Source organism: Acinetobacter sp. YH16032 (assembly GCF_013417345.1).
GTDB lineage: Bacteria > Pseudomonadota > Gammaproteobacteria > Pseudomonadales > Moraxellaceae > Acinetobacter.
Map to the genome: position 1 here is coordinate 97,010 of NZ_VPEE01000007.1, position 12,951 is coordinate 109,960.

The 12,951-nt window shown below is 40.0% G+C and carries 13 protein-coding genes and 1 rRNA gene; 9 read left to right on the plus strand and 5 right to left on the minus strand.

Features of this window, described 5'->3' with window-relative positions; translation table 11 throughout:
- Nucleotides 1–44: 44 nt before the first annotated feature.
- From ybeY to miaB, 3 genes are read right to left on the minus strand one after another with little or no spacing between them, the layout of a single operon-like run.
- Nucleotides 45–533, minus strand: coding sequence for an rRNA maturation RNase YbeY (gene ybeY / locus FTV32_RS06935; RefSeq protein ID WP_035269880.1), 489 nt, complete (start codon nt 531–533; stop codon nt 45–47).
- A gap of 30 nt (nt 534–563) precedes the next feature.
- Nucleotides 564–1,649 carry a PhoH family protein gene (locus tag FTV32_RS06940; protein WP_035269883.1) on the minus strand — a complete coding sequence of 362 codons (1,086 nt, stop codon included), beginning with the start codon at nt 1,647–1,649 and terminating at the stop codon, nt 564–566.
- A gap of 38 nt (nt 1,650–1,687) precedes the next feature.
- A complete protein-coding gene (gene miaB / locus FTV32_RS06945) occupies nt 1,688–3,145 on the minus strand; it encodes a tRNA (N6-isopentenyl adenosine(37)-C2)-methylthiotransferase MiaB (RefSeq protein WP_035269886.1) in 1,458 nt (485 codons plus the stop codon).
- 361 nt (nt 3,146–3,506) lie between these two features.
- Here miaB and FTV32_RS06950 point away from each other — a divergent pair, with 361 nt between their 5' ends.
- The 5 genes from FTV32_RS06950 to FTV32_RS06970 all read left to right on the plus strand — a co-directional run bounded on the left by FTV32_RS06950 (nt 3,507) and on the right by FTV32_RS06970 (nt 8,028).
- A complete protein-coding gene (locus FTV32_RS06950) occupies nt 3,507–5,420 on the plus strand; it encodes a lytic transglycosylase domain-containing protein (RefSeq protein WP_218947383.1) in 1,914 nt (637 codons plus the stop codon).
- Between the two features lie 26 nt (nt 5,421–5,446).
- The gene (locus FTV32_RS06955; protein ID WP_081403304.1) at nt 5,447–6,109 is read left to right on the plus strand and encodes a ribonuclease I; all 663 of its coding nucleotides are present in this window, start codon (nt 5,447–5,449) and stop codon (nt 6,107–6,109) included.
- Between the two features lie 173 nt (nt 6,110–6,282).
- Nucleotides 6,283–7,269, plus strand: a complete 987-nt coding sequence (locus tag FTV32_RS06960; RefSeq protein ID WP_035269892.1) for a malate dehydrogenase — start codon at nt 6,283–6,285, stop codon at nt 7,267–7,269.
- A gap of 148 nt (nt 7,270–7,417) precedes the next feature.
- Nucleotides 7,418–7,657 carry a DUF2789 family protein gene (locus FTV32_RS06965; protein ID WP_035269893.1) on the plus strand — a complete coding sequence of 80 codons (240 nt, stop codon included), beginning with the start codon at nt 7,418–7,420 and terminating at the stop codon, nt 7,655–7,657.
- Between the two features lie 119 nt (nt 7,658–7,776).
- Nucleotides 7,777–8,028, plus strand: coding sequence for a DUF2789 family protein (locus FTV32_RS06970; protein ID WP_035269894.1), 252 nt, complete (start codon nt 7,777–7,779; stop codon nt 8,026–8,028).
- A gap of 25 nt (nt 8,029–8,053) precedes the next feature.
- Here FTV32_RS06970 and FTV32_RS06975 read toward each other — a convergent pair whose 3' ends face one another.
- Complete coding sequence (locus FTV32_RS06975) at nt 8,054–8,581, minus strand: hypothetical protein (protein WP_035269895.1); 528 nt, start codon at nt 8,579–8,581, stop codon at nt 8,054–8,056.
- 58 nt (nt 8,582–8,639) lie between these two features.
- Nucleotides 8,640–9,242, minus strand: a complete 603-nt coding sequence (locus tag FTV32_RS06980) for a 2OG-Fe(II) oxygenase (protein ID WP_035269896.1) — start codon at nt 9,240–9,242, stop codon at nt 8,640–8,642.
- Nucleotides 9,243–9,359: 117 nt separating this feature from the next.
- Here FTV32_RS06980 and FTV32_RS06985 point away from each other — a divergent pair, with 117 nt between their 5' ends.
- The 4 genes from FTV32_RS06985 to FTV32_RS07000 form a co-directional block, all read left to right on the plus strand.
- Nucleotides 9,360–10,217, plus strand: coding sequence for a 23S rRNA (adenine(2030)-N(6))-methyltransferase RlmJ (locus FTV32_RS06985; protein WP_035269897.1), 858 nt, complete (start codon nt 9,360–9,362; stop codon nt 10,215–10,217).
- 39 nt (nt 10,218–10,256) lie between these two features.
- A complete protein-coding gene (gene pssA, locus FTV32_RS06990; protein ID WP_035269898.1) occupies nt 10,257–11,081 on the plus strand; it encodes a CDP-diacylglycerol--serine O-phosphatidyltransferase in 825 nt (274 codons plus the stop codon).
- Between the two features lie 18 nt (nt 11,082–11,099).
- The gene (locus tag FTV32_RS06995; protein WP_180028264.1) at nt 11,100–12,167 is read left to right on the plus strand and encodes a DUF6670 family protein; all 1,068 of its coding nucleotides are present in this window, start codon (nt 11,100–11,102) and stop codon (nt 12,165–12,167) included.
- 453 nt (nt 12,168–12,620) lie between these two features.
- Nucleotides 12,621–12,951 (plus strand): 16S ribosomal RNA (locus FTV32_RS07000); the annotation flags it as partial.

Sequence of the window (12,951 nt, forward strand, 5' to 3'; positions counted from 1 at the left end):
CTTCCCGAATAACGGGAAGCATAGACCGAAGTCATTGAGGAGTGTTATTCGTCATCCAAAAGCAGGTAAGGATTTTCAAAACCTAGTTTTTGTAAAATCTCAATCTCAATTGCTTCCATTTCCTCAGCATCTTGTTCAGAAGTTTCATGATCATAGCCCATCAGATGTAAAGTACCGTGAACCAACATATGAGTGAAATGTGTTAATGGTGCTTTAAATTGTTCTTCTGCTTCACGAAGCACAACGGGAATACAAATCACCAGATCTCCGATAGGGAAACTGTCTAGAATTTCAGCCATTTCATCTGGTAAGTCGCTTGGAAAAGATAAAACATTGGTTGGCTTATCTTTACCACGATATTCAAGGTTAAGTTTGTGACTTTCTTCGACATCTACGCAAGCTATACCAATTTCACAATCGCTTTGTGTATCAATATGACGAAGGGTGGTTTCAATAATTTTTTTAACATACGCACGTTTGAGCACCAAGCTTGATGCTTCAAACGATTGTTGTAGTGAGAGACTGAGTTTCAAAATCTTGCCTTGAGCGTGATTAGATTTAAATTACTCTGCATCTTGATGCTGAGCATCAGCAGCAGAATCATTTTCTGATATGAGTGCTTCTTGACGCGCTTTACGTTCCGCACGTGCTTCAGCAGTTAAACGATGTTGTTCACTGTCCCAACCTTCGTATGCTTCTACAATTTTTTGTACAAGCTGATGTCTTACAACATCACGTGAGTGAAAACGTGTGATATGGATTTCTTTAATCTTTTCAAGCACACGTAATGAATGTGCCAAACCAGACTGTTGTCCACGTGGTAAATCCACTTGAGTAATGTCACCGGTAATGACTGCACGCGAACCAAAACCAAGACGAGTTAAGAACATTTTCATCTGTTCTGGCGTTGTATTTTGAGCTTCATCTAAAATGACAAAGGAGTGATTGAGTGTACGACCACGCATATATGCAAGTGGCGCTACTTCAATAATTTGACGCTCAATTAATTTTGCCACTTTTTCAAATCCAAGCATTTCATACAGGGCATCATAGAGTGGGCGTAAATAAGGATCAATTTTCTGTGATAAGTCACCTGGCAAGAAGCCAAGTTTTTCACCAGCTTCCACAGCAGGGCGAACTAAAAGAATACGTTGAATTTCATTGCGTTCAAGCATATCAACGGCAGCAGCTACAGCCAAATAGGTCTTACCTGTACCCGCTGGACCAATCCCGAAAGAAATATCACTTTGAAGAATACGTTGTACATAGCGTTTTTGGTTGGCCCCCCGCGGATTAATGCGGCCCTTACGGGTTTGGAGCCAGACTTCGTCAAGTCCTGTGTGTTCTTGATTAGGATCCAATTGTAATTCATGATCAGTCTGGCTGCCTTGAATCATTAAATGAATCAAATCAGAGCTGATTTGTTGAGAAACTTCAGCTTCGGCGTATAAGCGCTGAAGTAAGCATTCAACTCTCTCGACTTCATCAATTCCACCGTCAATAAAAAAACTATCGCCACGCTGACTGATTTTTACATCTAAACGTTGTTCAATTTGTTTCATATGACCGTTGTACGCGCCAAGCATGGTTTGTAAACGGTCCATTGAAACACCGGGAAAAGCCACTGTACGTCGAATCGCTGCAGTCAAGAGATTTCCTTTAGAGTCTATTAATCTATACCTCTACATTACGCCACGTCAGGTTCAAGATTCAAGAGTTCACCGTAAACTAAATTTAAGGTTTTAATCTCTGTAATCTCAATCTCTGCAAAGCGTCCGAGCCAAGAAGCATCACCAATAAATGTTACTAAACGTGTATTGTCTGCGGTTCCTACCAATAAGTTTGGATCGTGCTTTGAAACGCTCTCAATGAGCACACGTTGGACAGTACCAAGCATAGCATCAGTTTTTTGGATACTTGATTGCTTGATCCATTGTTGAACTTTAGCCAAGCGCTCTTTTTTAACATCTTCAGGTGTTAAATCTTCCAGCTCTGATGCTGGTGTACCAGGACGTTTCGAGTAGATGAAACTATAAGAATGATCAAAATCTAAGTCTTGAATAAATTGATATGTCTCTTCAAAGTTAGCATCAGTTTCACCAGGGAAGCCAATAATAAAGTCTGAAGACAAATGCATATCAGGGCGTACCTGGCGTAATTTAGCAATCTTATCGATATAGACATCAATCGTGTGGTTACGCTTCATCGCCTTCAATACATCATTTGAACCACTTTGAACTGGTAAATGAAGGTGAGAAACCATCTGTGGTAGGTCACGATAGCATTGGATGAGGTCATCATTGAATTCCAAGGGATGAGATGTCGTATAACGAATACGACCAATGCCTGGAATTTCCGCCACTAGACGAAGAAGATCAGCAAACGTACAGATTTCACCTTCGAATGTTTCTCCGCGGTAACCATTTACGTTTTGACCGAGTAAAGAAACTTCACGTACGCCCTTTTCCGCAAGACCAGCAATTTCAGCAAGTACATCATCTAGGGGACGAGAGACTTCCTCACCACGAGTGTATGGCACCACGCAGAATGAACAGTATTTTGAACAGCCTTCCATAATCGATACGAACGCCTTATAACCTTCAACGCGAGGTTCAGGTAAGAAGTCGAACTTTTCGATATCTGGAAATGAGATGTCTACCAGTTTGATTTTCTCTTTTTTCGGCTTTTCAATTTGATCCGTATGTCGATCAAGCATTTGTGGCAAACGGTGAAGTGTTTGTGGACCAAATACCATGTCGACATAAGGTGCACGTTTTTGGATATTGTCACCTTCTTGAGATGCAACACATCCACCTACACCAATCACCAAATCAGGATTTTTTTCTTTCAGCTTGCGCCAGCGACCTAATTCTGAAAATACTTTTTCTTGCGCTTTTTCACGAATTGAACAGGTATTCATTAAAAGAATATCTGCATCAGCAGGGTCTGTCGTTAATACATAACCGTGTGAATCACCTAGCAAGTCGGCCATACGATGACTGTCATACTCATTCATCTGACACCCTTGCGTTTCGATATACAGTTTTTTGACTGCACCATCGATGGCTGGGGTGTGCTGTGGCTGGGTAACAGTGTTTTCTGAGGCAGCTGGGGCACTATTCGGAATGAAGGTTTGAACCGTCATGAAGGCTCCTATCCTATAAAAAGGGATAAATATGTTCCGGTGAAGTATGGGGGAATCCCACACTCGATAAAAGCGAGCTATTTTACAGTATTTGTACTACGGGTTGAACAAATATATAAATCAGATCAAGTTTATGGATTTACAGTAAAAATACTTTAAAATAATAGTGGTTAATCAGCGCTTTACATAACAGAACAGTACTTGATCATTAGAGTATTTAAAATACATTTTAAAATTGCCAAGCGCTGCAAAAGAGTTGATCATGCAAAAAAAGCATGTCCAAATGTAGCGACGAGTTAAAGTTGAGAAGAGAAGCGTGTTAAAAAAAGCAGTGAAGCAAAAACAGTTAAAACAATATTTAATGGGGCTGATAACACTAGGTTGTTTGCCCGTTGCTCATGCAGCTGAAGAGCAATTTAATGAGGCGATTAAATTTGCGAACTCGGGTAATACAGCTCAGCTCGAATATTATCGTTCTGCAATGCAAAATGATGCGCTTGGATATTATCCAGAATATTGGATGTTGAATAATAATTTAGGCTTCCAACCCGCAACGAATATTATCAGCTTTGCACAGCGCTATCCTCAATCTGCAATGGCTGAAAAATTAGCTGCTGATTATGTCGAAGAAAAGGTAAAACAAGCAGATTTCAAGACAGCTCAACTTGTTTTACCTTATGTCACCAATCCTGATCAAGCTGAAAGCTGTGCGGTTGCGCAAGTAAGAGCAAAAAATGGCGATACATTGGTATACGCTGAATACAAAGATGTCTGGCTTACAACAGAGTCGCAGCCAGAATCGTGTAATGGTTTAGGTCGCTTAATGCTAAGTAGTCCCTTACTCACCACCACGGATCGTCAACAGCGCTTGTATGCGCAACTTAGAGCGGGCCAGCCTGGTCCAGCGATCGCAACAGCACAAACTCTGGGTTTAAACTTGTCATTAGCACAATTAAATCAAATTCAGGCAGATCCTTTGAATTATTTATGGTCTGCGACCAAAGGAACAACAGTAGATTATGCTTATTTGGTGTTTGCTTTAGGTCGTGCTGCAGATGCTGACTTGAACACGGCGCTTCAAAATCTTCCTCGTGTTGTGCAAGGTGTTCCTGCAGATGTTCAAAAATATATGTACCGCACGGTGGCGTATATTGGAGGTACGACAGTGATGAAAAATAATTTTAATCCTGAAGTGCTGAAGAACTTTGATTACAGTTATGGCGTGCCTTTTACACCAGAAGAGGCTGAAATTTACGCACGTCAAGCGATTCGTTTTGGTGAGTGGGAAAGTGTGTTGCGTGCCATAGATAGTATGAGCATTACGCAAAAACAAGAAGATCGCTGGCAATATTGGATGGCGAGAGCGTATGAAAATCGCAAAGATCAAGCTTCCAAGCAAGCTGCGAAAAGTATTTATCAACGATTAGCTGCCGCTGGCGATGATTATCATAATCTGTTGGCAAAAGACCATTTAGGTATTCGTTATAATGAAGCACATGATCGTGCTCAACCAAGCGCACAGGATATTCAACGTTTAGATCAAGATATTCACTTTAGACGTGCTTTTGCATTACGTAATATCAATGCTTCAGCAACTTACACAAACCGTGAATGGAATTGGGCTGTCCGCCAAGCTTATCTCAAGCAAGATGATGGTCTATTACTGGCTGCGGCAAAACGTGCCACAGAAATGGGGTGGTATGACCGTGCTATTTATGCGGCGGAAAGAACACTTAAACGTCATAACTATGCATATCGTTATGCGACACCACATCAAAATCTAGTGGTGACGCATAGTAAAAATGCAGGGATTGATCCTTCGTGGGCTTATGGTTTAATGCGTCAAGAAAGTCGCTTTGTAACCACGGCCCGTTCACATGTAGGTGCTGGTGGATTGATGCAAATTATGCCTGCAACAGCAAAAGATGTGGCACGAAAAATGGGTGAAACGTATAATCCTGCTGCATTATCAGATCCGAATACTAATATTCGTTATGGGACATATTACCTGTCAATGATTCAAGGTATGCTGAGTAACAGTCCAGTTCTGGCTACGGCTGGTTATAATGCAGGACTGACTAGAGCACGCCGTTGGCAACCAGAGTTCAAAAGCATTGCGGCGGATCAATACACAGAGTCAATACCACTTCATGAAACACGTGACTATGTGAAGAAAGTTATGACCAATGCTGCTCATTATGGTGTATTGCTTGGACAGGGGCCGCAAGCGATCGAAAGTCGTATGCCGCCTATTCCAGTAAGAAATACGCAATAGCATTTCAACTATTTTTGTGAGCTTGGATGAATCACACAAAACTGCTGTTTAGTCGTCAACACACTTACCTCCTCAGTAGTTTGAGCGTAGGGGCTTTGTTGTGTTCAGCAGATGTGATGGCATCAGGGAAAGGTTTACAAGGATATGTGCTTCAAGTACAGATGACACCTGCCATTTGTGCATTAGATCGAACAAAAGCGAAACACCGTAAATGCCTAGAAGGATATTCACTGACGATAAAGGGTCTTATCCCAGAAACCAGTCGTCATGATTGCCAAACGAGTTCATCTGCCACCTTGGCACCGCTACAGAAGAGGGTTGTTGCTAGGGTGATGCCTGATGAGCAGGCTAGAATTAGGCTGTGGGCCAACTATGGTGGTTGCGTTCCAATGAATGCCAGTCAGTATTTTCGTACCATTATTAATCATGCAGACCAATTAAAAGTTCCTGATTACTTAACAGGAGTGGATCGTAAAACAGTCTCTATCGCGGCATTACGATCGCAATTCATCAAACTCAACCCAAAATTACCCAGCCAAGGTATTGAATTTCAATGCCAAAGCTTAAATGGTCGCCCAGTGTTAACGGGGATTGAAATCTGTTATCGCACGAATGGTCAATTCAAGTCATGTGCGTCTGATATTGTCTCGACCTGCCCAAATACATTTGACATAGAGGGCGCCTACTAATTTATTTCCGCGAAGTTAATTTATATTTCCTATCAGACTTTTGTTGAAATTCATTCTCTTTTCAATGCATCTGTCAAAGTATTGGAGTACAATCTTCGCCGTTTATGATTATTAAGATTAGATAGAACAGCTATTTAATCGCATTGACTATCCTCTCAACTGGAGATAATTACATGAAGCAACCTGTTCGCGTTGCCGTTACTGGCGCTGCTGGTCAAATTGGTTACAGCCTTTTATTCCGTATCGCTAGCGGTGAAATGTTGGGTAAAGACCAACCAGTTATTCTTCAATTATTAGAAATTCCTGTTGAGAAAGCTCAACAAGCGCTTAAAGGCGTGATGATGGAACTTGACGACTGTGCTTTCCCATTATTGGCTGGCATGATCGGTACTGATGATCCTAAAGTTGCATTCAAAGATGCTGACTACGCGCTTCTTGTTGGTTCACGTCCACGTGGTCCTGGTATGGAACGTGCTGACCTTCTTAAAGTCAACGGTGAAATCTTCATCGGTCAAGGTCAAGCGCTTAACGAAGTTGCTAGCCGTGACGTTAAAGTTCTTGTTGTAGGTAACCCTGCTAACACGAATGCTTATATCGCAATGAAATCTGCTCCAGATCTTCCAGCGAAAAACTTCACAGCAATGTTACGTCTTGACCACAACCGTGCGTTAACTCAACTTGCTCAAAAAGCTGGTGTTGCAGTTTCTGACATCAAAAACATGACAGTTTGGGGTAACCACTCTCCAACAATGTATGCTGACTACCGTTTTGCTAACGTAAACGGCGAAAGCTTAAAAGACAAAATCAACGATGCTGCATGGAATAAAGACGTATTCCTTCCAACTGTTGGTAAGCGTGGTGCTGCGATCATCGAAGCGCGTGGTCTTTCTTCTGCTGCTTCTGCTGCAAACGCTGCAATCGACCATATGCGCGATTGGGCTCTTGGCACAAACGGCGAATGGGTAACTATGGGTATTCCTTCTGATGGTTCTTACGGTATCCCTGAAGGCGTAATGTTCGGTTTCCCTGTAACTTGTGAAAATGGCGAGTACAAAATCGTTCAAGGTCTTGAAATTGACGAATTCAGCCGTGAGCGTATCAACTTCACGCTTAATGAGTTAGAAGAAGAACGTGCAGCGATTGCTGATATGGTTAAATAATTTAGTTTTCAACTAAATTAAAAAAGCACTCCATTGGGAGTGCTTTTTTTATGCACAAAACTTAACAATGCTTAAGAAATCCTTCTACATTGAACTTAGTATTGACATGTTATCTTGAACAAAATCATGAAAATTCAAGGAGCAATCCATGTTAGATATGGAAGTAAATCAAGAATTACTTTTTGAGCAATTGGGCCTAGATAGCTCACCTGAAGGGATTGATCACTTTATACAAACACATCGGCTTGATCCCAATACGCCGATGCATGAAGCTGATTTTTGGAACCCATCGCAACGCGATTTTATTATTAGTCATTGGAAAAAAGATAATGAATGGGCCATTGTCATTGATCAACTGAGTGAGCAACTCACAAACGACACAAAGTGATGAAAATATAATCACAAATTGAAACAATAAACCCAGACCAAAAGCTGGGTTTTTTCATGGATTTCTTATAAGTTATTTAAATAATAATTTTATTAAAATCTGATAAGGGGAGTCTCTTGATGGAACATAAACCTTCCTTAGCGTTATTGTTTTCTCAATTGGGGTTGGCAAATAGTCCAGCGGCAATTGAACTCTATATCCGTACACATCAGCTTTCCGCTCAACAAAATTTACATGATGCACCATTTTGGAATAAAGGTCAGCGCGACTTCTTAATTAGTCATTTAGTACAAGATGATGATTGGGCAATATGGATAGATGAACTTAATCAACAGTTACATATGGATGCATATAAATTAAAAATGGCCTAAAAAAGCCCCTTTCATGGGGCTTTTTTTAATGCATCTTAGGTTTGGTTAACTGGATAAACCACTCTTGGTCATGAAATTGTTTGAAAGCAGGGTGAGTTCTTATCACCTCTAAATCATGATCAATAGTTTTAAAATATTTATTTAGCCAATGGCGTGTAAGTGCTGACTCTTTACGAGAAGCGCAAGCATAAGCCAGATTAAAATAAACATCACTATGATTGGTCGATGTTAATGATTTTAAAATTTGCTGGGTGATGATCGCAAATTTTTCATCTTGAGTAATCTCAAAATACATCATGTAGGCTCTAGCTAACATCAGGGTAAGATTAATATACAAACGCATTGGCATTTCTTCGAAATCTACTCGACCTTGTTCAAGAAGAACAATCGCTTCTTGAAGAAAATGAATTTGTTCCTGACGAAGCTTACTCATACTGACCAGCTCTAAACGCAATTCGGCACGTTCAAAGGCAAGCTCAGGCGTATTTTTTTGTAAGTAAAGTTGGTCTGTTTCACCAATGCGTTGAATAATTAGCTTGGTATTTGATTGCATGGATGAGTCCTCATCAGGTTTAAAACCTATATGGAGGCAACTTCGAAAAAATAAAGCGCTAAATTAAAGTTCGTGCGGTCCTTAACCAAGCTGTAATCGAAAGACGTTGGTGGTGTGCAACAAGAACTTCATGTAATAAATCGCTTTGAAATAGAGCGATGCGATTAGGTTGGGGTTCAATAATATGCCACTGATTATTCTTATCTTGTAGCTTTAGTTGACCACCCCAATGCTGATGCCATTCCTCATGCAGATAAAAAACTGTCGACATCACACGACCATTTTTGCCTTGAGGGTTGTCTCGATGTAAAGCATAGAAATCACCAGGATTATAACAAGCGAAGTGGGCTTCGACTTCTTGAATGCCTAAATAAAATGCACGATTTAATTCCTGAGAGAGTAAATCTAAGGTTTTTATGTGTTGATGGGAAATTGATAGTTTTGGATCTAACCACAAAATGTGATCGCTGCGGATTGTGCTGACAATGCCATTTTGAATTGCTGCATTTCGAAAATCATCGAGATGGATTTGGCATTCATTTACAACGTTTTTTAAATAGCTTGGTGGGTATGCATGATCGATGATACTGAAGCCATGTTGATCTAAATCATCAAGGATTTGATCAACATTCCAATCCCCTGGGATGACAACTGCTTCCATATTTATCTCGCTATTTACTGTATAAAAAAAAGGTCAGCTATTTTAGAGTAATAATCGATTCTGAATGAAACACTTTTTCATGTTAAAATGATTGTTGATCTTAGGAATAATTGAAACATGAATTACCGTCACCATTTCCATGCTGGAAACTTTGCCGATGTCATGAAGCATGTATTGTTGCTTCAGATTTTGTCACGTCTTAATCAAAAAGATAAGCCGTATCGTTACATTGATACACATGGTGGTGCAGGTAAATACGATTTATCAACGTCTGCAGCACAGAAGTCGGGAGAGTTTTTAAATGGTATTCACCGTTTAGTTAAACTCGATGACTCAATTAAGCGTAATGCCCCTGAAGGTGTTAAGCAATATCTTAAAGTTGTAGAAGATATGCGTGCAGGTGCCGGAAAAGGCGCTTATCCGGGTTCGCCATGGTTCGCTTTGGAAGGAATGCGCGAAACAGATAAAGCAACAATTTTTGAGATGCAACGAGATGTATTTCAGCAACTTTACATGAATGTGCGTGATCGTCGGGCAGGTTTGCATGAGCGTGATGCTTATGAAGGTTTGCTCGGTGTGATTCCTCCTAAAGAAAAACGTGGATTGGTCATGATTGATCCACCATATGAGGTGGAGCGAAAGGATTTTCCGCAGTTGGTTGAACTCATCGCTACGGCATATAAGAAATGGCCTACAGGCATATTTGCAATTTGGTACCCAATTAAAGACCGCGCAATGATTGATCGTTTTGAGAAAAAAATGATTAAGACTGGTATTCGCCGTCAATTGGTTTGTGAAGTATGTGTATGGCCAGACGATACACCTGTAGGATTAAACGGTTGTGGTTTATTAGTGATTAATCCACCTTGGAAGTTTTCTGAAGATGCAGATGAAGCATTGCAATGGCTTTTTCCGCACTTAAGAATGAGTGAAAATGGTGGTCATGCTGCCGTTCGTTGGTTGGTCGGCGAATAAGAATATTGAGAGATAAGGCTACAGTTAGGACGAATGACAATGACAAATATAAATAAACCTGAAACTGAATCTTCTCCAAGAAATGTTCCGGGCTTTGATGGTATTACTTTCGAAGTTGAAGAAGAGGAACATACACAAGAAGGGCAAAAGGTTAAGCGTCGTGGGATTTATCTGTGGCCAAATCTGATTACTACTGCGGCATTGTTGTCAGGGTTTTACTCAATTATTGCAAGTATGAATGGCGAATTCACACAAGCCATTTATGCCATTTTTATCGCTGCTTTATTTGATGGTTTAGATGGTCGGGTCGCACGAGCAATTGGAGCGCAAAGCCCTTTTGGTGAGCAGTTTGATTCATTATCAGATATGTTGGCATTTGGTGTTGCGCCTGCAATTTTGATGTATAGCTGGAGCCTCCATGATCTAGGTCGAATCGGTTTGGCTGCATGTTTTGTCTATACTGCTTGTGCTGCATTCCGATTGGCACGTTTCAATGTGCAAATAGGTGTGGTTGATAAACGCTATTTTATTGGTGTAGCTAGTCCTCTAGCCGCAGTAATGATCATTTCTTTGGTTTGGGTGGGGCGTGATTTCCCTGAAATTTTTGTCCTATCTGATCCAATGATTCAGACGATAAATGCAGTCATTATTATTGCAGTTGGCTTGCTGATGATTTCGAATATTAAATACTATTCGTTTAAAACCGTAGATCGTAAACGTGTGCCGTTCGCAGTCTTGCCTATTGTTGTGTTTATCTTTGCTGCGATTACATACAATATTCCTGTCGGTATTTTAGTGCTCTCGATAATTTATGCACTTTCAGGTTTCGTCACTACATTTTTGGCTCGAGAAAAAACAATATAAATAAAAAAGGAGTTTGGTATGCAGTTGTTGATGAGTTTAGCGGACGATTCAAAACAGCTGAATCAGGCTCCTTTTCCTCTTCGGTTGGATTATCACGGTCCACGAGGAATCTATAAAATTATTCATCAAGGATTGATGATTCCAGGATTACCATCTCCACTTCATTATTTTAATTTTTTAACCATTATCGGACAGCCGAATGTTCCAATGCTGCGTAATGATTATGCAATTAAAACAAGAGCCTTGGATACTGTTTCACTCATTACGAGCATTAGTCCACATATGGTTGGACATTTTCATGGTTATTCAATCATTAATGATTGCGAGATTAAAGAGAATAAATTTGTATTCGGACAAAGAGAGCAACTAGAAGGCTCAATCCCAAACTTCAAATTAATAAGAAAGGACAATGAACTTTCCGTTGATCTGAATATTCAAACTCAACCAATTATTTCGCACTTTACCAAACTAAAATTAGGTTTATTTGATCACTGGTCATTAGTGTGTCAATGCAAAGGAATAGTAACCTATAAAGAACAAACATATAAAATTGACCAGTTAGGATCATTTGAATTTGCTAGAGCGATCAATATTCCTTATCTACCACTTCATTTTTTTACCTATCAGATTATTAATTTGATTGATCAAAGGCAGTTACTTCTTGCTCATATACGTAATGGTTTAAATCAAATTGTACAATCAAGAATGTATTTAAGAGATTTAAAAACTCAGACATCTGAAATGTTTGATGATGTTTATTTCAAAGTTCATCGTGTATACCCAAAAGTAAAAACCCCTAATGGGCATGAGATGTATTTAGCGCGCGTATTTGAATGGTCATTTGAAAATAAAAAAAGAAAAATAATCGTGAAAGGTGAAAGTCGTGGAGATTTTAAATTCGGTGTTGCCGCAGGTTATGTCGGTAGTTTTAGTTATGAGGTGCAGATTGACGGAATTCAAGAAGAGGGGCAATCTGGGTATTGTGAATATATAGATTGCCGTAGTTTAAAGTGGCAAGAAATTAATAAAGATGAAAAATTAATGGATAATTTTGCAAGTATTGTGCCATGCACGCTTAAAAAATAGCTAAAAAAGCATAAAAATCACGTAAATTGAACAATAAATATCCAGTTAATCATATTTTATTTAAATATTTAAAAAAACATGGTTGCATTGGATATGAAATACTGTAGAATGCACATCCATCGGCGGTGATGTTGATTAAAACTTGTTGAAAAACAAGGATTTAGCTGAATAGGTTGGATCTAAGTTTTGAGAATGAGTTGGAAAATAAATTAACATTGCTAGTTGACTTTCTGAAAAGAAAGGGTAATATAGCCGACCTAGCTTGATGCTGACGAAGCATTAAGAAGATCATTAAGAGATTATGAAGAACAACTTGTGTGGATTTTTACTGGTTGATTGATCGATATATATTATCATTGATTGATGGTAGAAATTTCTCGAAGTTTATTTGAGCAATTTTTTTGTCAGTAATTGATGAGCCAAGATTGGTACCCTTTAGGTACTATTGATTTTAAACTGAAGAGTTTGATCATGGCTCAGATTGAACGCTGGCGGCAGGCTTAACACATGCAAGTCGAGCGGGGGAAGGTAGCTTGCTACTGGACCTAGCGGCGGACGGGTGAGTAATGCTTAGGAATCTGCCTATTAGTGGGGGACAACATCTCGAAAGGGATGCTAATACCGCATACGTCCTACGGGAGAAAGCAGGGGACCTTCGGGCCTTGCGCTAATAGATGAGCCTAAGTCGGATTAGCTAGTTGGTGGGGTAAAGGCCTACCAAGGCGACGATCTGTAGCGGGTCTGAGAGGATGATCCGCCACACTGGGACTGAGACACGGCCCAG